Origin of the sequence: Brevundimonas sp. NIBR10, from assembly GCF_027912515.1 — a bacterium.
In the GTDB taxonomy this organism is placed as follows: domain Bacteria; phylum Pseudomonadota; class Alphaproteobacteria; order Caulobacterales; family Caulobacteraceae; genus Brevundimonas.
Map to the genome: position 1 here is coordinate 1024982 of NZ_CP115464.1, position 19602 is coordinate 1044583.

Consider the following 19602-nt stretch of genomic DNA (forward strand, 5'->3'; position numbering starts at 1 on the left):
CCCCCGTACGGGCACCAACCCGACGGCGCGGAAGCGCAGCCGTTAGCGGAGCCGTTTTCATTGTCATGGACGGCCGGGCCGCCTGCGGCTAAAGGCGCGAGCATGGCGATAGGTGTCTTCGATTCCGGCGTCGGCGGACTGACGGTCCACCGTGAACTGGTCAACCGGTTCCCTGATCGGGACTTCATCTACTTCGCTGACCAGGCCAATGCGCCGATCGGCGGCAAGACCGGCGAGCAGATCGTCGATCTGACCCGCGGCGGGTGCGAGACCCTGTTCGATGCCGGGGCCAGCCTGGTCGTCCTGGCCTGCAACACGGCCTCGGCTGTGGCCCTTCGTCGGCTTCAACAGACCTGGATCCCCGAGCAGAAGGCGCGCTACGGGCGGCCGGTCAATGTGCTGGGCATCATCGTGCCGACCATCGAGGCGGCGACCGGCCTGCCGTGGACCTATGAGGCCGACCTGACGGCGCGCGACGACAAGGTCGAGGCCATCGACATCACCGGCGTGTTCTCGACGGCCGCGACGGCGATCAGCCGGGTCTATGAGATCGAGATCGACAAGCGACGCGAGGACCTGGCGGTCTTTTCCGAGCCCTGTCCGGGGCTGGCGGGCTTGATCGAGCTGGGCGCCACCACCGAGGAGTTGAAGGTCGTCGTGGACGAGCATGTCGACGCCCTGCGCCGTCGCATCGGTCGCCATCCCGACACGGCCATCCTGGGCTGCACCCACTATGAGATCGTGGCGGACCTGTTCGCAGGGGCGCTTCCGCCCGGTACGCCCCTGATCCATCAGCCGACGGCGGTGGCGGATGCGCTGGAGCGCTATTTCGCCCGTCATCCCGAGTATGACCTGGGGTCATCCGGCCGGCGGTCCTTCCTGACCAGCGGCACGGCCGGGCCGCAGTCGGACATGGTCAACCAGTTCTGGGGCGCGCCCCTGGCCTTCGAGGCGATCTGACGTGCTGGCTCAGTCCTGGTCCTGGGCCAGGGTCTCGAACATGGCCTCGGCCTCGTCGAACGTCTCGTAGACCAGTTCCTCGGGCGGGTTGACGATCCAGAACCGGCTGATGACGCCGCCGGCCGCATCGGTCTCGTCCTGCTGCCACATCGCGTGTTTGATATGGCCCTGAAGCAGGGTCCAGACGCCTTCGCCTTCGGGGTGGTCGAGAACGGACATGGCGGCTCCTGCGCAGAAGGACGGTGAGAGCGACCACAGCACCGTCGTCGTTCGCGATGCAAGCGCTTGACGCAGCTGTGCGGTTCCGGCCTCATCAGCCGCAAGGGAGACCGCCCATGATCCGCACCCTGTCGGCCGCGCTGGCGGTCATGCTGATGGCGACCGGCGCGTCGGCCGAGGTCCTGTCGCGAACCGCCGACGGCTTCGTCCTGCGCTACGAGGTCGCCTTAGAGACGACGCCGGACGATGCCTGGGTCGCCGTGGGCGAGGTCGGGCGCTGGTGGAACGGCGGCCACACCTATTCGGGGTCTGCGACCAACATGACCCTGCCGCTCGAGGTCGGCGGATGCCTGTGCGAGGCCCTGGCCGACGGCACGACCTTCGAGCATGGCCGGGTGACCCGGGCGGACCCGCAGGCCGGCGTGGCGCTCGACGCCCCGCTGGGTCCGCTCAAGGGCAAGGCGACCCGGGCTGATCTGGGCCTGACCTGGGCGAGCGAGGGGCCGGGACTGACGCTGGCCATGACCTTCACGGTCGAGGGGCCGGGCCTCGGTGCCTTCGCCGGGCCCGTGGACGGGGTCATGGGCGATCAGTTCGCCCGCTGGGTCCGCTACGTCGAGACTGGCGAGATCCCCTAGACGTCCACCGCCGCGTCCAGCGCATTGGCCTGGATGAACTCGCGGCGGGGTTCGACGACGTCGCCCATCAGCTTGGCGAACAGGTCGTCGGCGTCGTCGGCGTGGTCGACCTTGACCTGCAACAGGGTGCGGGCGTTGGCGTCCAGCGTCGTCTCCCACAGCTGTTCGGGGTTCATCTCGCCCAGGCCCTTGTAGCGCTGGATGGCCAGACCCTTCTTGCCCGCATCCAGCACGGCGTTGAGCAGGTCGATCGGGCCACGAATGGTCGTGGACTTGTCCTTGCGGCGATAGACGGCGGGGGTGTCGAACACCCCCTCGAAGGCCAGGGCGCGCTCGGCCAGGCGACGCGCATCCAGCGAGCGGATCAGAGCCTCCTCCAGGACGACGCTCTCCTTCACGGCGCGGCGCGTGCGACCGAAGACCACCGCCCCCTGTTCGCCGGGGAAGCCGCTCCAGGAGCCGTCGCCCTCCTCGGCATAGAGGTCCAGGCGGGTCGCCGAGGCCGCCGCCGACACCGTATGGTCGCCCTCTTCGGCGAACAGGCCGGCCAAGGCCGACTGCTCGATGGCGAACAGGGGTGCGCGTTGCGACAGGCGGTCGGCCAGGGCCTTGAACGCCTTGGCCTCACGGACCAGGGCCTGGAGGTCCTGACCGCTGCGGCGCTCGCCGTTGGGCAGGTCCAGCGACGCCTCGGACGACCCCTCCTCGATCAGGTAGGAGTCCATTTCGGACTGATCCTTCAGGTAGCGGAAGCTCTTGCCCTTCGACACCTTATAGAGCGGCGGCTGGGCGATGTAGATGTGGCCGCGCTCGATCAGTTCCGGCATCTGGCGATAGAAGAAGGTCAGCAGCAGGGTCCGGATGTGGGCGCCGTCGACGTCGGCGTCGGCCATCAGGATGATCTTGTGATAGCGCAGCTTGTCGGCGTTGAAGTCGTCGCGGCCGATGCCGGTGCCCAGGGCCAGGATCAGGGTGCCGATCAGCTCCGACGACAGCATCCGGTCGAACCGGGCGCGCTCGACGTTCAGGATCTTGCCCCGCAGGGGCAGGACGGCCTGGTTCTCGCGGTTCCTCGCCTGTTTGGCCGAGCCGCCGGCGGAATCGCCCTCGACGATGAACAGCTCGGACTTGGCCGGGTCGCGCTCCTGACAGTCGGCCAGCTTGCCGGGCAGGGAGCTGATGTCCAGCGCCGACTTGCGCCGGGTCAGGTCGCGGGCCTTGCGGGCGGCTTCACGGGCGGAGGCGGCCTCGATGATCTTGGCGACCACCTGCTTGGCCTCGACCGGATGTTCCTCGAACCACTGGGACAGGCCCTCGGTGCAGAGGCCCTCGACGGCGGGGCGGACCTCGGAGGAGACCAGCTTGTCCTTTGTTTGCGAAGAGAATTTCGGGTCCGGCACCTTGACCGAAAGCACGCAGGTCAGGCCCTCGCGCGCGTCCTCGCCGGACGGCGCGACCTTTTCCTTTTTCAGCGCGCCCGAGCTTTCCATATAGGCGCTCATGACCCGGGTCAGGCTGGTGCGGAAGGCCGACAGGTGGGTGCCGCCGTCGCGCTGGGGGATGTTGTTGGTGAAGCACAACATGGTCTCGTGGTAGGAATCGTTCCACCACAGGGCCAGGTCGATCTCGATATTGTCCTTCTTCCCCCGGATGACGATGACGTCCTTGAGGATCGGCGACTTGGACTTGTCCAGGTGGCGCACGAAGGCCTCCACGCCGCCCTCATAGTGCAGCAGGATGTCGACGGCCTCGGCCCCGCGATGGTCCTGCAGCTTGATGACCACGCCCGAGTTGAGGAAGGCCAGCTCGCGCAGACGGTGCTCCAGCGTCTTCAGGTCGAAGTCGATGTGGCTGAAGGTCGTGACCGAGGGGTAGAAGGTGACCTGGGTGCCCGACAGCACCTTGCCGTTGTCGCGCATCGGGGCGTCGCCGGTGACCTTCAGGCTCTCGACCGTGTCGCCGCGCTCGAACTTCATCTCGTGGCGCTTGCCGTTCCGGAAGATGACCAGCTTGAGCCAGTCCGACAGGGCATTGACCACCGAGACGCCGACGCCGTGCAGGCCGCCGGAGACCTTGTAGGAGTTCTGGTCGAACTTCCCGCCGGCGTGCAGCTGGGTCATGATGACCTCGGCGGCACTGACGCCTTCCTCGGCATGGATGTCGGTGGGGATGCCGCGCCCGTTGTCGGTGACGGTGACCGAGCCGTCGGCGTTCAGGATCACCTCGACCAGGTCGGCGTGGCCGGCCAGGGCCTCGTCGATGGCGTTGTCGACCACCTCATAGACCATGTGGTGCAGGCCCGACCCGTCGTCGGTGTCGCCGATATACATGCCCGGCCGTTTGCGAACGGCATCCAGCCCCTTGAGAACCTTGATGGATTCCGCGCCGTAGGCGGCTTCTTCGGCCGTATCTTCGTTGCGGGCGGTTTCGGGCAGATCGGTCATTCAGGGGTCCGAAAGACGCGGGTGGCTCAGGATGGCGACAGGGCCATCGGACCCGCTGGAGACAGTGGTGGGGCTGCGACCGATTCAGGCCGCGCGACTGGGTCCACTATACAGGAATCCGGACGATAAAAGCGAGGGAAAGCGGCGTCGCCCGTGCCGGCGGCCGGGCTCGGACCCCCGTCGGGCGATGCCCCGGGGTCGTCAGACGGGGCGTCGTCGTCGGCGACGGGAAAAACAGGGTCCGAAAGGTCCGAATGGTCCGAAACCGGGGGTTCGGCGGGCGGGGTCGGGCGGCCCGAAGGCATGGTCCTGAGCATCTCGATCAGGCCGGTGATGGCGGCATGACCGGCGGCATTGTCCTCCGACAGGCCCGTGGCGGCCTTCGCCACCTCGCCCACGGCCTTCATCCTCAGGGTGATCAGGTCCAGCGGATCGGGCTCGGGCGGCCCCTGCTCAGCGCGGGCAGTTTCGGTGATCATCCGGGTCAGCTGGCGATGCGATCTCAGCCAGGACGCGGCCTCCGCCGCCCGGCCCGCGTCGATGGCGCGCTGGGCGTGGATCAGGGCGCGGGCGGCCATGTCGACCGGATCGGGCGCCGGGCCCGCCAGCGCCGCCTCCATGTCGAAGGCCCCGGCCGCAGACGACGGGGTCTCGACCGGATCCGGGTCCGGCTGGTCCTGGCGCCGCCAGCCCTCGCGCTGGGCCCGGTCCCAAAAGGTGGCGCGCTTGATCAGATAACGTTCGCAGACGGTCCGGGCACTGTCCCCGGCCAGATAGTCGGCCCGCGCCTGGTCCCAGACGTCGCCGGAACGGATGGCGTACCCGCCGCGCTGCCCCGTCGCCCGCGCCGCCTCGTCCGGCGACAGGTTGCGCTCGATCCCGTGATCCAGATCGCCCCAGCCGGTCAGGCCGTTCGCCGGCGCGTCGCCGGCGTCGTCGTGGGGCGCAAACACCTCGGGCCGGCAGCTCTCCGGATAATAGGTGGTGTCCCCATACTCGTCCTGGCTCCACGCCCCGCGCGCCACGATGCGCGGCTGGCGCCGGCGTGTGTCCTGATCCCAATCCATGATGCGTCCTCCCACGCGCCGCCCCATGCGCGGGGCGAGACCATGATGAGGGCCGCGCGGACCTGGGCGCGTCCGAGGGGGTGTTTTTCGGTGCGATCCCTTGTGGCGCAAGGGATTGGAGCCGCGAAGTTTGAAACCTGGGGGCCCCGGACCAGCCGGATCGGCGACCTCTCCTCCCCGTCGCGAAGCGATGGGGAGGTGGATCGGCGCATCTTCGCGCCGAGACGGAGGGGGCGACACGGTGTTTGAAGTGAGGGTTTGCGGTGCTCGCTCGGTGAGACCCCGTCGCCCCCTCCGTCAGCTCGCAAGAGGCTCGCTGCCACCTCCCCATGCTGCGCACGGGGAGGAGAGTTACGCCGCCCGCCCCTTCTTCGCCGGCTTCGGCGCGACGTCGGCGGCGGTGACCAGATGCCCGGTCCAGCCGGGGGGCGGCAGGAACTTGCCGGACTTTTCCTCGCGCGTGCCGTGCTTGGCGATCCAGGCGGCGTCGCGCCCGGCCTTGATCACGGTTTCGGTGTCGAAGATGATGCTCATGACGGCCACTCTTCTAGCAGATCAAGGCCCTCGTCGCTACTGGCGTAGACCTGCCAGCGGTCCACGATCGGCTTGTAGACGGTCTCCAGGTATTCGAGGCTGAGCAGGAAGCGGCGGCGCAGGGCATCTTCAGGAATGCCATGACCCCCTTCAGCGACCCTGTGGGCGACGCGCGCGACTGAGAAGTCTGCCGAAGGAACCTTGAGATAGACCAGCTCGACCCGATACCCGGCCGCCCGCCACTCGCGGATGCGCACGGCGTGGGAGCGGGTGGCGAGGGTGGTCTCCAGAACCACGTCGGCGCGATCCATGAACAACTGGTCCAGCCGCTCGATCACCAGCCGCCCGGCCGCCAGATCGCGGGCGGGACCGGCACCGGCACCCGGGTCAAGCCCGAGGGTGACGAGGCTGCGCGCCACCTCGTCGGGATTGACGAACTGGAACGTTTCTGTGCGCTGACGCAGGAAGCGGTTGATGAAGGTGGTCTTCCCGGCTCCGTTCGGACCGGCGAGGAGGACAAGGGCGGGCATGGACGCAACCTATTCGCGTCTTCCGGGCGTTTGCAAGTGAGGCGGTCAGTGGGTTCATCACAACGGGCACGACGGGGCACAACGAACACGACGGGAGGGGGAGTGGAGGTCGCGGTCGCGGGCCCTTGCCCGCCATCGATCGGTTGCGTCTCCCTGCGGGAGCCGCCGGCCCCGTGGTGTTCGTTGTGCCCTCGTTGTGGTCGTTGTGATGAACCAACGGCCCCGAAGTCTATATGAAGGCCCCCAAGGAGCTCTCCCCATGACCCGCACCCTGCACATCGACTTCGTGTCCGACATCGTCTGCCCCTGGTGCGTGGTGGGGCTGGGCGGGTTGCAGGCGGCGCTGGAGACGCTGAAGGGCGAGGGGATAGAGGCGCAGGTGCATTTCCAGCCGTTCGAGCTGAACCCGCAGATGCCGGCCGAGGGCGAGAACATCGTCGATCACATCGGCCGCAAATACGGCTCGACCCCCGAACAGTCGGCCGCCAACCGGGCCATGATCACCCAGCGGGCGGCGGAGGCCTGGCCCAACTTCGCGGAGGGGAAGGCTTTCGAGATGCGGATGGGGCCGGACAGCCGCATCTGGAACACCTTCGACGCCCACCGGCTGCTGCACTGGGCCGCCACGATCGGCCCGGCCGAACAGAAGGCGCTGAAGACCGCCCTGTTCGTGGCCCATTTCACCGAGGGCCGGACGATGACGGACCCCGGCGTCCTGGCTGACGCGGCGGCGGCGGCGGGGCTGTCGCGCGACAAGGCGGTCGAGGTCCTGGCCGACGACCTGTATGCCGCCGAGGTGCGGGCGGCCGAGGCCCTGTGGGTCTCGCGCGGCATCAACAGCGTGCCCGCCGTGGTGGTGGAGGGGAAGTGGCTGATCTCGGGCGGGCAGCCGGCGGCGGTGTTTGAAGAGGCGTTGCGGGGGATGGCGGGGGAGCTCTAGCCGGGTGTCTCAGCGAGCTTCTCATCAACCGCGCGCAGATGTCTGAGCAGATTCTGAACGTGGGAATCGATGCCTTCGCTAATCACCCACCACGTCTGTTCGATCCGGTCCGCTTCAGCGATTTCGTGCAAGCGCTCACCCAACCTGAGTCCAGCGCGTATTGAAACGATCGGGTACTCGGACGCCTCGTACCAAAATTTGCGGTCTTTCAGCTGTGCCTCAAGGTCATTGAGACTGCGTTCAAGCATCCGCATCGCCATTTCTCGACGGCTATCGCCTGGTCCGGAACGGAGCTTCTCAAGGGTATACGTCAGGCCATTTTCGAAGGCTGCGGACAGCGGTTGAGCTTTCTCGGCCTGCCGAAATGCAGCTTCTCGTTCGTCCATTGTACGCTCGGCCTCCAATAGCGATTCCGTAAGTCCACAGCAGTTGTCTGCGAGTAGCTGAGAAAAAGAAACGTCAACCACGTCCATATCATCGTCATAGTAGATCACAGCCTTAAAGCCACTCGATCGATCAATATCGTGAAGGTTGATGATAGAAGACGAGGGCCGTTTACCAGAACCCACCTTCTCGGCTCGAGCAGGATGCCCTGCGATACGGTTTCGCAGTTCTCGAACGCGCCTAACCTTGGCATCGGCGAGCGGTTCTCCAGCCAGATTTAGCGCTCTCCAGATCAGTGCCACGGCGTCCTGTTGGATGTACAACGCCTGAAGATAGCCATAGCAGGCTAGGATCGCGTGCTGCTTGTCTGCCGGAATTCCTCTCGCGACATTCGACAGGGCAAATTCGGTATCCAGCAGGGCATCGGTTGCCCCAAAGAACAATCTCCAATTCGCCCTGTCCCAGCGCTGCAAGTCATAAAAAAAGTAGTCGTTAGCCTTCGCATGTAGGCGCGCTCGCACTCGCCCTAAAGCCATAAGTTCGGAAACATCTTCGTTCATGGAAACGCCTCAGCCTGCTGATGCAGGACGCTGTTGAGGAAGACAATTTTTCCCGTCCACAAGGACGGTAAGGAGGGAAGGGCAGCACCAGGAAATTTGCGAGTCGGCCGATTCGCGGTGAAGGTGAGCGCATGGACCAAAATACGCTCACAATCGTCCTTTTCTTCTTTGCTTCTGCTCTCCTACTGGGAGTCGAGGCAGTGAAGGCGCAGGGACGGTTGCGCTACACGTTCGCCGCAGGATCTGGAATTTTCATTTTTTCTGGGATTTTCTGGACACCTCTAGCCACAACCTTTCCCGTTTTTGCGCGGCAAATCGCCAGCGTAGCGCAAACGCCAATCTCTTGGTTTGTGCTGTTGGTCGCAATTTTCTTGTTGAGCCGCGAGGGCTGGGGAACCTCTCTCAAACTCGGTCGCGCGAAGGACGAGATCACCGGCGATTTTGACTCGGAGGGTTGGCCTGGAGAAGCGATCCAAACTTTGGAAGCTGTTTGGCAATCCACGGACGATATCAAAAAGCAGGCGTTGCTCACCAGCGATCAGCTCAGTCGATCCCAAGCTCGATTTGAAGAGCTGAGGGTCCTGTTTGATGACATTCGCGGTGACATTGTTACAGCGAACGCAACAGCGGCTGAGGCGCTTGAAGCCGCCAAAGCAACCGCAAAAACAGCCGACACCGTGGATGGACGCCTCGCGGGGCATCTTCATATCTTTGCTGAGCAGAAATCGCACATGCAGGCTTTGGAAAAGACGGTCGATGTGCTTCTGCGCAGCCGCGAGGCCCAAAAAACGCGCATCGCACTAGATAGTCTGGAAGAACGCATCAAGAATTTCGATGCCCTTCTCTACTTCCCAGAGGCCGAAGGTATTCGCGATACCAAATGGGACGTTTGGCAGCAGAACGAACATCAGTGGCGAACAGCCGTTAAGCTTTGGGCGTTCCACGCGTCGCGTTACGCAGACGGGGACGACCTGATGGCGACGATACTCTCTACTCCGCAGGAGAGTTTTTATGGAACCTGGAGCTTCAATGACTCCGACTTACCGAACGCGGACACCATTCACAGATACAAAGCTTTTTGCATAATGCGGCGTAACTTTGCGGACGTTAAGGCAAAGGTAGATGATGCAGTGTGGAGCGCATCTTACTAGCCAGCGAGGTGCGCACCCTCGCCCTCACACCTTCACCTCCACCACACTCCCCCCCGCCCGGAATTTCGCGCTCATCTCCGCCATCCCGGCTTCCGCGTCCGCCAGCGAGCCGCCCGCGTCGTTCTGCGCCGCCGCATCCCGGCGGATGTCCTGGCTGATCTTCATGGAGCAGAATTTCGGGCCGCACATGGAGCAGAAGTGGGCTGTCTTGTGGGCTTCCTTGGGCAGGGTGGCGTCGTGGTATTTGCGGGCGGTTTCGGGGTCGAGGCCCAGGTTGAACTGGTCTTCCCAGCGGAACTCGAACCGGGCGCGCGACAGGGCGTCGTCGTGCATCCGGGCGGCGGGGTGGCCCTTGGCCAGGTCGGCGGCGTGGGCGGCGATCTTGTAGGTGATGACGCCGTCCTTGACGTCCTGACGGTCGGGCAGGCCCAGATGCTCCTTGGGCGTGACGTAGCAGAGCATGGCCGTGCCGAACCAGCCGATCATGGCCGCGCCGATGGCCGAGGTGATGTGGTCGTAGCCCGGCGCGATGTCGGTCGTCAGCGGCCCCAGCGTATAGAAGGGCGCCTCGTGGCAGTGCTTCAGCTGCTCATCCATATTGGCCTTGATCTTGTGCATCGGCACGTGGCCGGGGCCCTCGATCATGACCTGGCAGCCCTTGGCCCAGGCGATCTTCGTCAGTTCGCCCAGGGTGCGCAGCTCGGCGAACTGGGCCTCGTCATTGGCGTCGGCGATGGAGCCGGGGCGCAGGCCGTCGCCGAGGCTGAACGACACGTCGTAGGCCCGCATGATGTCGCAGATGTCCTCGAAATGCTCATAGAGGAAGCTCTCGCGGTGATGGCTGAGGCACCATTTGGCCATGATGGAGCCGCCGCGCGACACGATGCCGGTCACGCGCTTGGCCGTCATCGGCACGAAGGGCAGGCGGACGCCCGCGTGGATGGTGAAATAGTCCACGCCCTGTTCGGCCTGTTCGATCAGGGTGTCGCGAAACACCTCCCAGGTCAGGTCCTCGGCGATCCCGTTGACCTTCTCCAGCGCCTGGTAGATCGGCACGGTGCCGATGGGGACGGACGAGTTGCGGATGATCCAGTCGCGGATGTTGTGGATGTTCCTGCCCGTCGACAGGTCCATGACGTTGTCGGCGCCCCAGCGGGTGGCCCAGACCAGCTTGTCGACCTCGTCGTCCACCGAGGACAGGACGGCCGAGTTGCCGATGTTGGCGTTGATCTTCACCAGGAAGTTGCGGCCGATGATCATCGGCTCGACTTCGGGGTGGTTGATGTTGTGCGGGATGATGGCGCGGCCGCGCGCGATCTCCTGACGCACGAACTCGGGGGTCACGAAGTCGGGGATCGAGGCGCCGAAATCCTCGCCGTCGCGGATGCAGGGGGCGGTCTGCTCGCGGCGCAGGTTCTCGCGGATGGCGACGTATTCCATCTCGGGCGTGATGATGCCGGCCTGGGCGTATTCGTACTGGGTCACGGGGCGGCCCGCGACGCCCTTGAAGACCTTGTGGTTCGAGACGTCGAAGCGGGGGGCGAGGTTCTTGCCGCTGGCGTGGCCGTTGTCCTCAGGCTTGACCTCGCGGGGGTTCAGGACGGGGGCGATGTCGCCGCGATCCAGCTGCCAGCTGGATTTGACCAGGGGCAGGCCGCGCTTGATGTCGATGGTGACGGTCGGGTCGGTGTAGGGGCCCGACGAGTCATAGATCGTCACCGGCGGCTCGTTGGCCGACGGGTGGACGGCGACCTCGCGGAAGGGGACGCGGATGTCGGGGTAGAGTTCGCCCTGGACGTACACCTTGCGGGAGCCGGCGCGCTCGCCGGTCGGGATGGTGCCCGTCTCGGCCATCACCTGCTCGCGGGCGTCTTTGAGGGCGAGCTCGACGTTCGGCTCCTCCGGCAGGGCGGTGGCGGTCTTAGGCGGGGTGACGGCGATGTTCATGGCGGCCTCTGTGCGTGTCAGAGGATCGCGCCGACGCCGGTCCCCGCTTTCGCGGGGATGACAAGGCTCCGCCGTGAGCGGAGCGTCTCATCCCTTCGCCGGCATGACCCGGATCAGGTTCGGCCGGTCAGAGGATTACCTCTATCTCAGCGGCTCAGGCGCCGCCCCCGGGAGAACGGGGCGACCCTAGCGCGATCGGGGCGGAGGCTCAAGCGACCGGGCGCGGCGCGGCCAGGGCGCCGTACAGATCCGTGCGGCGATCGCGGAAGAAGCCCCAGGCGGCGCGGTGGCGGTCCAGGAAGTCCAGGTCGAAGGTGTGGACCAGGGCGCCCTCGTCCTCGCGGCCGAAGCTCTCGACCAGGTCGCCGCGATGGTCGGCGATGAAGGAGTGGCCATAGAAGGTCTGGCCCGCCGCCGTGAGCTGTTCGTGACCGATGCGGTTGGCGCCGACGACAGGGACGACGTTGGACACCGCATGACCCTGCATCGCGCGCCGCCACGGCTCGGCGGTGTCGAGGCTGTCGTCGTGGGGCTCGGTGCCGATGGCGGTGGGGTACATCAGGATCTCGGCCCCCTGAAGCATCATGGCGCGGGCGGTCTCCGGGTACCACTGGTCCCAGCAGATGCCGACGCCGATCCGCCCGAACCGGGTGGACCAGACCTTGAAGCCGGTGTCGCCGGGGCGGAAATAGTATTTCTCCTGATAGCCGGGGCCGTCGGGGATGTGGCTCTTGCGATAGACGCCCAGCGGGGATCCGTCGGCGTCGAGCATCACCAGGCTGTTGTAGTAGTGCGGCCCCTCGCGCTCGAAGATCGAGACGGGGATGGCGACGCCGAGTTCGGCGGCGACGGGTGCCAGTTGGACCACGGCCGGATGCTCGCGCCAGGGATAGGCGGTCCCGAACCACGTCTCTTCCTGGCTGACGCAGAAATAGGGGCCCTGGAACAACTCGGACGGGAGGATGACCTGGGCACCCTTGGACGCGGCCTCGCGCACGAAGCCGATGGTCTTGTCGATGTTCGCCTGGATGTCCTCGGAGGCATAGGAGGTCTGGATGGCGGCGACGGAAACGGTGCGGGCCATCAGGCGGGCTCCTGCTGGGAGATGCAATGAAACGATCCGCCGCCCGACAGGATGGCGATCGACGGCAGGGGGATGATCTCGCGGTCGGGGAAGACGGTGGCGAGGGCTTCGCAGGCGAGGCGGGACGCCAGGGGATCGCCGTAGGTGGGGACGATGACGGCGCCGTTGGCGATGAGGAAATTCATGTGGCTGGCCGGGACCGGGCGTTCGTCCTCGTCGAGGATCAGGCCGGGCGACGGGATGCGCAGAGGCTTGAAGCCGGCCTCGGCGATGGCGGCGGCGGCGGCGTCATAGGCGTCGGCGTTGGGATCCTTGCGGCCGAAGGCGATGGGAACGGCGACGGTATCGGGGGTGACGAAACGGGCCAGGTTGTCGACGTGGCCGTCGGTGTGGTCGTTGAGCAGGCCTTCGCCCAGCCAGACGATGCGGGTCGCGCTGAGCGATGCGGTCAGGGCGGCTTCGGCCGCGGTGTCGGTCCAGCCGGGGTTGCGGTTGGGGTTGAGGACGCACTGGCGGGTGGTCAGGAGAGTGCCGGCCCCGTCGTGGTCGACGGCGCCGCCCTCCAGGATGAAGGCGTGGCGGTCGAGCGTCGTGCCCGAGGCCTTTCCGATCTGGTCGGCGACGGTGTCGTCGAATTCGAGTTCGTACTTGCCGCCCCAGCCGTTGAAGCGGAAGGCGGCGGCGCGGGTCGAGCCCGCACCGAAGATGGGGCCGGTGTCGCGCAGCCAGATGTCGCCGAAGCGGCCGGGGACGACGGTGACGCCGTCCACGTCCGCGAACCTGCCTTGCGCGTCCGTCAGCGCCTCGTCGTTGCCGACCAGCAGTTTGACCTGCTCGCGGCCGGGACCGGCGAGGGCGCGGATCAGGGCCTCGACCTCAGATTGCGCCGGCTCGAGATTGTCCTCCCAGAGATCGGCGTGGCTGGGCCAGCCGACCCACATCGCCCGGTGAGGCGACCATTCGGCGGGGATCGGCGTGGGCATGGTCGGAGCGGTCCTGAAGCGGCGGGCGGACCCAGATAGTGGGCGAGAGCGGCGACTTCAATGTGACGGGGGTGGCGCCCCCCTTTGCGCCCCTTCCTTTCGTCATTCCGGGCGAAGCGCAGCGGAGACCCGGAACAGGGCGGCGCCGATAGGCGATCTGTTCAGGCACAATATCCGCCGGCTGCGTCCTCGACAGCTTCCTGCTCGCGCAGGCCGTCCCCCGGTCCGAGCTTTGCTCGGCCGGAGGATGACGTAGGTTCCGGGTCAGCGCCGCAAGCGCGGCTTGCCCGGAATGACGAAAGTTTTGGAAGACTACTCCCCGCTGATCTCGCGGACAGCCTTCATCAGGGCCTCGACGACCTTGGCGGTTTCGGGGTCGGACCAGCCGCCGGGCTTCATCTGGACGGCGTGGCGCAGGGTGTGGAAGGCCTCGCGGACCACCTCGGGGGTCTGTTCGCCCGAGACGAGGCGGGCGGCCAGGGCCATGCGCTGCATGACGCCGTCCACCGCCGCGCGGTTCTCGTCCAGCCAGGCCTTGCCGGCCTCGGTGATGGAAAAGACCCGTTTGCCGGTGCTGTCCTCGACGCCCGCGATCAGGCCTTCGTCGGCCAGCAGGGACAGGGTCGGATAGACGACGCCGGGCGAGGGGGCATAGCCGCCGCCGAAGGCCGTCTCGATGGCCTTGATCAGATCATAGCCGTGGCGCGGTTCCTGCTCGACCAGGGCCAGCAGCACCAGCCGCAGGTCGCCGGGGCCGAACATCCGCCGGCCCCGTCCGGGGCCACGGCCCTCGCCGCCGCCCGCTCCACGGCCGCCCCGACCCCAGGGGCCCTTGGAAAACCCGGAACGGCCCCGGCCTTCGCCGCCCTCGGACGGGCCGCACCAGTGACGGCCGCCGCGGCCGCGCATCTCGCTCTTGAAACCAAACATTCTGTGTCTTTCTTCTGTTTTCATGAGGCCAAGATATATCTTTCGAAACGCAAAGCAAGGGTCTTGAGATATATCTTTATGAAATGAGGAACTGGCGGTGCAGCCCGGTCATTCCTGTGTCCTGAACAGGAGCCGCCCATGACCGACCAGCCAGAGACCCAGGACGCCCGCGAAGCCGAAGCGACGGGCGAAAAACCCGATCTGGGCCGCACGCCCGATGCGATGATCGAGGCCCTGACCGGCTCCGACTCGGGGTCCGACACGCGCGCGGGCTCGTTGCAGGGCGGGGCGGCGACCGGATCGGACGACGACCCGGATTCGGACATCATCAACCAGGCCCTGGCCAGCGAGGGCATGGTCTCGGCCGACGCCCCGACGCCGTCGTCGGGCGGACCGGACACGGTCAAGAATACGGGTGCCGAACCCGGGGCCGAGACGTCCGCCGGGGACAAGACCGAGGCCGCGACCGGCTGACCTGTGGCGCCGTTGCCGCGCGTGGACCGGCCGGGGCCCGCCGTCGCCTTGCCGTCGCCTTGACGATGGGCCACGGTACGGGGAAGTCGAACGGTGTCGGTTCAACGGTTTATGGGGCGTATGCGGATATGAAGTGCAGTCTTGCGGGGGGTGCCCTGTTGCTGACCCTCGCGATCGCGGGTTGCGACCGGCCCGGCGAGGCTCCGGCACCGGCCGAAGCGCCCGCTGCGGTCGAAGTCGCCCCGACGCCCGCCCCCGTTTCGCCCGCTCCGGTCACCGAACCGGCCGCATCGGCGGTCGCCGCCGCGCCGGCTTTCGCGGCCCTCTATCCCGGAGCCGAGCTCGATGGGCCGCCGCTGGCCGCGACCGGGCCGGCGGGCCCGGGCGGGGTCGTGACCTTTACCACCGACGCCGATCCGGACGCCGTGATCGCCTTCTATCGCGAACGCGCAGAAGGGGCGGGCATGGCCATCATCTCGTCGATGAATCAGGGCGAGGCGCGGGCTTACGGCGCCCAGAACCAGGCCAGCGGCGCCAACATCAATGTCGTGGCCGCGCCGTCAGAGGGCCGGACCTCGGTGCAGCTGACCTGGAGCGCGGGTCAGTGAGGGGGTCGCCGGCGGTTTCGGCGGCGGCCCTGGCCGTGACGGCTCTTCTGGCGGGCTGTTCCAGCACGCCGTTCGGGGCCCCGGTGGCCTCGGCGGTCGCCGCGCCTGCCGCGATGTCAGCGCCGGCGCATGCAGGCGGCTATCTGGCGGTCGAACGGGTCGAAGCCCTCGCAGGATCTGTGCCGGCGCCGTTCGCCGACAGCTCGGCCGAACAGGCGGCGGACCGGGCCCTGTCGGACCGCTACCGTGCCTATGAGGGCGGGGACCGGTGGTTGCTGGCTACGGCCCATGCCGAACTGTCGCCAAGACTGGCGGCCCAGCATTTCGATTGCGCCCTGAACGCGCGGTTCGCGTCCGCGCCGACGCCGCGCCTGACCGCCCTGTTCGACAAGGTCCTGAAGGACGCCAACGGCGCGGCGGAGTTGGCCAAGACCCGCGTGTTTCGCCCCCGGCCCGTGGGCGTCGATCCGAGCCGCGCCGCCTGCACGACTGTCAGCGCGGCCGGCCGGGCCAGCGCCTCCTATCCGTCCGGTAGCGCCACGGTCGGCTCGGCCTATGGCGAGGCCATGGCCGCGCTGGATCCCGCCCATGCCGCCGCCGCGCGTGAGATCGGCCATCAGATCGCGGTCAGTCGGGTCGTCTGCGGCATGCACTATCCGGCCGATGCGGCGGCCGGCGAGGTTCTGGGCCGGGCGGTGTTTGCACAGATCGCCGCCACGCCCGCGTTTCAGGCCGATCTGGAGGCAGCGCGGGCCGAGCTGGCGGCGGTGCGGGCCACCGGCCTGACCAACCCCGGATGCGCGGCCGAGCGGGCGGCCCTGGCCCTGCCCCTGCCCTGAGATGATCGCGACGCTGATCCTCGCGGCGCTTCAGGGCCAGGCGGGCGCTCTGCCTGCCGCCCGGCCCTGTTCGGCGGCGGAGATCACGGCCCTGACCACGGCCTCGGCCGAACCCTACCGGCTGACGTGCCGGGCCGTTCTCGGCGGACGGTCGGTGACGCGGCGGGTCCTGATCGAGGGGGCGGAGGCCTCGGGCGCGGGGATCGACTGCGGCGGCGGTTCGATCGGTCGACCGGGCGTCCAGACCTCGACCCAGGCGCCGACGGTGGCGATCTGGTCGCGGCGGATCGACGGACCGGTCCCGCGCTGGAGCCGTCCCACCGACCTGTCGATCGCCAACTGCACCATCCATGGCAACATCCGTATCTGGGGCATGGGGGCGCTGAGCCGGATCGAAGACCTGCGGGCCTCGTCGCGGACGCCGGGCCACACGGCGGCGGCACAGGCTTCGGCACCGACGCGGATCGCGGTGACGGGGACGACCCTGCTGGGGACCGGATCGATCCCCTTCTATGTCGGGCCGGGGGTGACGGGGGTCAGCCTGAACGGCGGGCGGTTCGCAGGACGGTCGGATTCGGCGGCGATCTATCTGGACGCCGAGAGCGCGGGGGCGGCGATCCGCAACGTCGCCTTCGACATCACCACCCCGCGCGAGCAGATCGCTGTGGACGGCTCGGCGCGCAACCTGATCAGCGGCAACCGCTTCGTCCTGCGCGGGCGGGGCGGGGTGTTCCTGTACAGGAACTGTGGCGAGGACGGCGTGATCCGGCACCAGACGCCTTCGGGCAATGTGATCACCGACAATGTCTTTTCGGGCTCGACCGCGCGGTCGGTGGTGGTCGGGTCGCGCAACGGCGGGCGCAGGTACTGTGGCGACGACCGGGGCTATCCGTTCGGGTCCAGCGCCGACGACCGCGACCTCGCGACCGGCAATACGGTGCAGCGGAACCGCACGGTGCGCTGAGGCGCGTCCTGCTGCGCCTTTCGCATTTGTCATGCTGATGAACCGAACCTGACGCGGCCTGTTCAGGTCGGGATCAGCCGCGCGGTGGTTATCTCAAGTCATCGCTGGCCACCCCGGCCCCCGACAGAACACCAGCAAGGAGAGATCCGATGTTCAAGAAGATGCTTGTCCCCGCCCTCGTCCTGGCCGCGACGTCGGCCGCCCTGCCCGCCGCCGCCCAGTCCTGGGGCCATCAGGACCGTGACTACGGCCGAGGCCATGACCGTGGCTATCAGAACGCCGGCTACGGCAACTGGCAGTCGATCAACCAGCGCCAGGTCCAGCTCGACCGCCGCATCGACCAGGGCGTCCGCAACGGTTCGCTGAGCCGCCGGGAAGCCGGCCGCCTGCGCGCCGAGTTCAACGGCATCGCCCGTCTGGAGCAGAGCTATCGCCGTGGTGGCCTGTCCGGCTGGGAACGCGCCGACCTGGACCGCCGCTTCGACCGGCTGTCGGCCCAGATCCGCAACGAACGCTGGGACCGCGACAACCGCCGCGGCTGAGGCTGACAGGCCTTGAATGAGAGGGGCGCGATCCGAAAGGGTCGCGCCCTTTTCGCATGCGTCAGGCGGTGACGATCCGGATCTCGGGCCAGCGCTCGGTCGCGCTGGCGACGACGCGGTCCCAGCCCCTGGCGAGCGGCCGGTCGGGATTGGGACGCAGCGTCAGGGCGAACAGGTCGTCCAGGCCGAAGGGGGCGGCGACGCTGATACTGTCGTCAGCCTCCAGCCGAACCCCGACGGCGAAGGCGGGGGCAACGAAGCGGCGGAGCGCCGTGTCGGTGTCTGGCAGGGGCTCGTAGGTCTCGCCGAACCGGTCGGGGAACCAGATGTGGACCCGCGCCTGATTGCGGACCTCGACCTCGGAGCGGAACGGTTCGTCGAAGGCGGCTGCGACGCGGCCGATCACGACGTCCTCGGCGTCCCAGGAGGTGTCGGGGTCGAAATAGCCGAGGTCGAAATCCTTGCGGCCATAGCCGACCGGGCGGCCGGTAACGGCATTCCAGACGCTCTGATAGACCGCGCCCGAGAACACCCGCCAGTCCGGCAGACCGAGGCCGCGCACTGTGGTCAGGACGTGCATCAGGCCGGGGTCGGCGCGGACGATTGCGATCAGCCGGGCCTCCAGATCGCTCATTGCCGTTCCCGCAGCGGCCAGCCGTGATCGAGGGGGCCGTGACCGCCGCCCAGACCCGGCGCGCGGCGGATGGCCTCGGCGACATAGGCGCGGGCGTTGGAGACGGCGGTTTCCATCTGCAGGCCCTTGGCCAGGCCGACGGCGCAGGCGCTGGCCAGGGTGCAGCCGGTGCCGTGGGTCGAGGTGGTGTTCAGCCGGGGTCCGGCCATCAGGGTCTCGCCCTGGGCCGTCAGCAACAGATCGACCACGCGCGGACCCGGCACATGGCCGCCCTTCATCAGCACGGCCCGCGCGCCCATGGCCATCAGGGCCTCGCCGGCGCGCCGCTGGCCGTCCAGGCCGTTGACCGCGATGCCGGTCAGGGCCTGCGCCTCCGGTGCATTGGGGGTCAGGAGGGCGGCGCGGGGGATCATCAGGGTACGGACGGCCTCGATCGCGTCACGGTCCAGCAGGGGCGCGCCGCCCTTGGCGACCATGACGGGGTCGATGACGGCGGGGGCGGTGCAGGTGTCGAGTATGGCGGCGACGCGTTCGACCACCTCTATAGAGCCCAGCATCCCGGTCTTGATGGCGTCGGCGCCGATATCGTCCAGCACCGCGCGGGCCTGGGCTTCGATAAGGTCGAGCGGCAGGGCAAAGACGTGCTGGACGCCCAGGGTGTTCTGGACCGTGATGGCGGTAACGGCGGTGGCGGCGTAACCGCCCAGCAGGGTCACGGTCTTGATGTCGGCCTGGATGCCGGCGCCACCGCCGGAGTCCGAACCGGCGATGATCAGGACGCGTCCGAGCGGCGAGCCTGCCATCAGTGAGCGCCCGAGAAGAGCTTCAGCCCGACGATTCCGGCGACGATCAGGACGATGCAGGCGATCCGCAGGGCCGTCGCGGGCTCTCCGAATACGAGGATGCCGACGCTGGCCGCACCGACCGCGCCGATGCCGGTCCAGATGGCATAGGCCGTGCCGATCGGCAGCTTCTGGGTCGCCAGCCACAGGAAGTAGAAGCTCAGCAGCATGGCGACGCCGACGCCGAGCGAGATCAGCGGACGCTGGGGCCCGACGTATTTGAAGCCGGACGCCCAGACGATTTCCAGCGCCCCGGCGACCACCAGGGCGACCCAGGGGTTGATCCACGATACGTTCATCGGGTCCAGATGGGACAGGCCGACGGTCG

The 19602-nt window shown here is 67.5% G+C and carries 22 protein-coding genes and 1 riboswitch; of the genes, 9 read left to right on the forward strand and 13 right to left on the reverse strand.

Annotated elements, in window-relative coordinates; genetic code table 11:
* Positions 1-102: 102 nt before the first annotated feature.
* Positions 103-960 carry an aspartate/glutamate racemase family protein gene (locus O5K39_RS04925; protein WP_271146170.1) on the forward strand — a complete coding sequence of 286 codons (858 nt, stop codon included), beginning with the start codon at positions 103-105 and terminating at the stop codon, positions 958-960.
* Positions 961-969: 9 nt separating this feature from the next.
* Here the strand turns inward: O5K39_RS04925 and O5K39_RS04930 are convergent, their stop codons facing one another.
* Positions 970-1179 carry a hypothetical protein gene (locus O5K39_RS04930; RefSeq protein ID WP_271146171.1) on the reverse strand — a complete coding sequence of 70 codons (210 nt, stop codon included), beginning with the start codon at positions 1177-1179 and terminating at the stop codon, positions 970-972.
* A 116-nt stretch (positions 1180-1295) separates the two neighbouring features.
* On the opposite strand from O5K39_RS04930, the gene O5K39_RS04935 reads away from it, so the two are divergent.
* The gene (locus O5K39_RS04935) at positions 1296-1817 is read left to right on the forward strand and encodes a hypothetical protein (protein ID WP_271146172.1); all 522 of its coding nucleotides are present in this window, start codon (positions 1296-1298) and stop codon (positions 1815-1817) included.
* Here O5K39_RS04935 and gyrB read toward each other — a convergent pair.
* The 4 genes from gyrB to O5K39_RS04955 form a co-directional block, all read right to left on the reverse strand.
* On the reverse strand, positions 1814-4261 hold the full coding sequence (gene gyrB / locus O5K39_RS04940; protein ID WP_271146173.1) for a DNA topoisomerase (ATP-hydrolyzing) subunit B: 2448 nt from the start codon (positions 4259-4261) through the stop codon (positions 1814-1816). The genes O5K39_RS04935 and gyrB overlap by 4 nt on opposite strands.
* Positions 4262-4287: 26 nt before the next feature.
* Positions 4288-5328, reverse strand: a complete 1041-nt coding sequence (locus tag O5K39_RS04945) for a hypothetical protein (RefSeq protein ID WP_271146174.1) — start codon at positions 5326-5328, stop codon at positions 4288-4290.
* A gap of 351 nt (positions 5329-5679) precedes the next feature.
* A complete protein-coding gene (locus tag O5K39_RS04950; protein WP_271146175.1) occupies positions 5680-5862 on the reverse strand; it encodes a hypothetical protein in 183 nt (60 codons plus the stop codon).
* Complete coding sequence (locus O5K39_RS04955) at positions 5859-6392, reverse strand: zeta toxin family protein (protein WP_271146176.1); 534 nt, start codon at positions 6390-6392, stop codon at positions 5859-5861. The genes O5K39_RS04950 and O5K39_RS04955 overlap by 4 nt, the downstream gene beginning before the upstream one ends.
* Before the next feature lie 259 nt (positions 6393-6651).
* Between O5K39_RS04955 and O5K39_RS04960 the strand changes: the two genes are divergently transcribed.
* A complete protein-coding gene (locus O5K39_RS04960) occupies positions 6652-7332 on the forward strand; it encodes a DsbA family oxidoreductase (protein ID WP_271146177.1) in 681 nt (226 codons plus the stop codon).
* On the opposite strand, the gene O5K39_RS04965 is transcribed toward O5K39_RS04960, so the two are convergent.
* On the reverse strand, positions 7329-8276 hold the full coding sequence (locus O5K39_RS04965; RefSeq protein ID WP_271146178.1) for a hypothetical protein: 948 nt from the start codon (positions 8274-8276) through the stop codon (positions 7329-7331). The genes O5K39_RS04960 and O5K39_RS04965 overlap by 4 nt on opposite strands.
* A gap of 131 nt (positions 8277-8407) precedes the next feature.
* Between O5K39_RS04965 and O5K39_RS04970 the strand changes: the two genes are divergently transcribed.
* Positions 8408-9427, forward strand: coding sequence for a hypothetical protein (locus tag O5K39_RS04970; protein WP_271146179.1), 1020 nt, complete (start codon positions 8408-8410; stop codon positions 9425-9427).
* A gap of 24 nt (positions 9428-9451) precedes the next feature.
* On the opposite strand, the gene thiC is transcribed toward O5K39_RS04970, so the two are convergent.
* From thiC to O5K39_RS04990, 4 genes are all read right to left on the reverse strand, one after another.
* A complete protein-coding gene (thiC, locus tag O5K39_RS04975; RefSeq protein WP_271147228.1) occupies positions 9452-11281 on the reverse strand; it encodes a phosphomethylpyrimidine synthase ThiC in 1830 nt (609 codons plus the stop codon).
* A gap of 165 nt (positions 11282-11446) precedes the next feature.
* Positions 11447-11555: riboswitch (TPP riboswitch) on the reverse strand.
* A gap of 27 nt (positions 11556-11582) precedes the next feature.
* Positions 11583-12458, reverse strand: coding sequence for an N-carbamoylputrescine amidase (gene aguB, locus O5K39_RS04980; protein ID WP_271146180.1), 876 nt, complete (start codon positions 12456-12458; stop codon positions 11583-11585).
* Positions 12458-13441, reverse strand: a complete 984-nt coding sequence (locus O5K39_RS04985) for an agmatine deiminase family protein (RefSeq protein ID WP_271146181.1) — start codon at positions 13439-13441, stop codon at positions 12458-12460. Before O5K39_RS04985 ends, aguB begins: the two co-directional genes overlap by 1 nt.
* A 312-nt stretch (positions 13442-13753) precedes the next feature.
* On the reverse strand, positions 13754-14371 hold the full coding sequence (locus O5K39_RS04990) for a PadR family transcriptional regulator (RefSeq protein ID WP_271146182.1): 618 nt from the start codon (positions 14369-14371) through the stop codon (positions 13754-13756).
* Positions 14372-14509: 138 nt separating this feature from the next.
* Here O5K39_RS04990 and O5K39_RS04995 point away from each other — a divergent pair, with 138 nt between their 5' ends.
* From O5K39_RS04995 to O5K39_RS05015, 5 genes are all read left to right on the forward strand, one after another.
* The gene (locus O5K39_RS04995) at positions 14510-14845 is read left to right on the forward strand and encodes a ribonuclease (protein WP_271146183.1); all 336 of its coding nucleotides are present in this window, start codon (positions 14510-14512) and stop codon (positions 14843-14845) included.
* A 128-nt stretch (positions 14846-14973) separates the two neighbouring features.
* Entirely contained in the window at positions 14974-15453 is a 480-nt protein-coding gene (locus tag O5K39_RS05000; protein ID WP_271146184.1) for a hypothetical protein, read from the forward strand.
* Positions 15450-16292: a phosphatase PAP2 family protein gene (locus O5K39_RS05005; protein WP_271146185.1), complete on the forward strand. Its 843-nt coding sequence runs from the start codon at positions 15450-15452 to the stop codon at positions 16290-16292. Before O5K39_RS05000 ends, O5K39_RS05005 begins: the two co-directional genes overlap by 4 nt.
* Position 16293: 1 nt before the next feature.
* Positions 16294-17256: a right-handed parallel beta-helix repeat-containing protein gene (locus O5K39_RS05010; RefSeq protein WP_271146186.1), complete on the forward strand. Its 963-nt coding sequence runs from the start codon at positions 16294-16296 to the stop codon at positions 17254-17256.
* 149 nt (positions 17257-17405) lie between these two features.
* Complete coding sequence (locus tag O5K39_RS05015) at positions 17406-17798, forward strand: hypothetical protein (protein ID WP_271146187.1); 393 nt, start codon at positions 17406-17408, stop codon at positions 17796-17798.
* Between the two features lie 61 nt (positions 17799-17859).
* Here the strand turns inward: O5K39_RS05015 and O5K39_RS05020 are convergent, their stop codons facing one another.
* From O5K39_RS05020 to O5K39_RS05030, 3 genes are read right to left on the reverse strand one after another with little or no spacing between them, the layout of a single operon-like run.
* Positions 17860-18432 carry a nucleotidyltransferase family protein gene (locus O5K39_RS05020; protein ID WP_271146188.1) on the reverse strand — a complete coding sequence of 191 codons (573 nt, stop codon included), beginning with the start codon at positions 18430-18432 and terminating at the stop codon, positions 17860-17862.
* Positions 18429-19235 carry a bifunctional hydroxymethylpyrimidine kinase/phosphomethylpyrimidine kinase gene (thiD, locus tag O5K39_RS05025; RefSeq protein WP_271146189.1) on the reverse strand — a complete coding sequence of 269 codons (807 nt, stop codon included), beginning with the start codon at positions 19233-19235 and terminating at the stop codon, positions 18429-18431. Before thiD ends, O5K39_RS05020 begins: the two co-directional genes overlap by 4 nt.
* On the reverse strand, positions 19235-19573 hold the full coding sequence (locus O5K39_RS05030; protein ID WP_271146190.1) for a multidrug efflux SMR transporter: 339 nt from the start codon (positions 19571-19573) through the stop codon (positions 19235-19237). The genes thiD and O5K39_RS05030 overlap by 1 nt, the downstream gene beginning before the upstream one ends.
* Positions 19574-19602 lie beyond the last annotated feature (29 nt).

Coding starts and splice junctions, on each gene's coding strand:
- O5K39_RS04925 (WP_271146170.1), top strand. CDS start 103: ATGGCGATAGGTGTCTTCGATTCCGGCGTCGGCGGACTGACGGTCCAC.
- O5K39_RS04930 (WP_271146171.1), bottom strand. CDS start 1,179: ATGTCCGTTCTCGACCACCCCGAAGGCGAAGGCGTCTGGACCCTGCTT.
- O5K39_RS04935 (WP_271146172.1), top strand. CDS start 1,296: ATGATCCGCACCCTGTCGGCCGCGCTGGCGGTCATGCTGATGGCGACC.
- gyrB (WP_271146173.1), bottom strand. CDS start 4,261: ATGACCGATCTGCCCGAAACCGCCCGCAACGAAGATACGGCCGAAGAA.
- O5K39_RS04945 (WP_271146174.1), bottom strand. CDS start 5,328: ATGGATTGGGATCAGGACACACGCCGGCGCCAGCCGCGCATCGTGGCG.
- O5K39_RS04950 (WP_271146175.1), bottom strand. CDS start 5,862: ATGAGCATCATCTTCGACACCGAAACCGTGATCAAGGCCGGGCGCGAC.
- O5K39_RS04955 (WP_271146176.1), bottom strand. CDS start 6,392: ATGCCCGCCCTTGTCCTCCTCGCCGGTCCGAACGGAGCCGGGAAGACC.
- O5K39_RS04960 (WP_271146177.1), top strand. CDS start 6,652: ATGACCCGCACCCTGCACATCGACTTCGTGTCCGACATCGTCTGCCCC.
- O5K39_RS04965 (WP_271146178.1), bottom strand. CDS start 8,276: ATGAACGAAGATGTTTCCGAACTTATGGCTTTAGGGCGAGTGCGAGCG.
- O5K39_RS04970 (WP_271146179.1), top strand. CDS start 8,408: ATGGACCAAAATACGCTCACAATCGTCCTTTTCTTCTTTGCTTCTGCT.
- thiC (WP_271147228.1), bottom strand. CDS start 11,281: ATGGCCGAGACGGGCACCATCCCGACCGGCGAGCGCGCCGGCTCCCGC.
- aguB (WP_271146180.1), bottom strand. CDS start 12,458: ATGGCCCGCACCGTTTCCGTCGCCGCCATCCAGACCTCCTATGCCTCC.
- O5K39_RS04985 (WP_271146181.1), bottom strand. CDS start 13,441: ATGCCCACGCCGATCCCCGCCGAATGGTCGCCTCACCGGGCGATGTGG.
- O5K39_RS04990 (WP_271146182.1), bottom strand. CDS start 14,371: ATGTTTGGTTTCAAGAGCGAGATGCGCGGCCGCGGCGGCCGTCACTGG.
- O5K39_RS04995 (WP_271146183.1), top strand. CDS start 14,510: ATGACCGACCAGCCAGAGACCCAGGACGCCCGCGAAGCCGAAGCGACG.
- O5K39_RS05000 (WP_271146184.1), top strand. CDS start 14,974: ATGAAGTGCAGTCTTGCGGGGGGTGCCCTGTTGCTGACCCTCGCGATC.
- O5K39_RS05010 (WP_271146186.1), top strand. CDS start 16,294: ATGATCGCGACGCTGATCCTCGCGGCGCTTCAGGGCCAGGCGGGCGCT.
- O5K39_RS05015 (WP_271146187.1), top strand. CDS start 17,406: ATGTTCAAGAAGATGCTTGTCCCCGCCCTCGTCCTGGCCGCGACGTCG.
- O5K39_RS05020 (WP_271146188.1), bottom strand. CDS start 18,432: ATGAGCGATCTGGAGGCCCGGCTGATCGCAATCGTCCGCGCCGACCCC.
- thiD (WP_271146189.1), bottom strand. CDS start 19,235: ATGGCAGGCTCGCCGCTCGGACGCGTCCTGATCATCGCCGGTTCGGAC.
- O5K39_RS05030 (WP_271146190.1), bottom strand. CDS start 19,573: ATGAACGTATCGTGGATCAACCCCTGGGTCGCCCTGGTGGTCGCCGGG.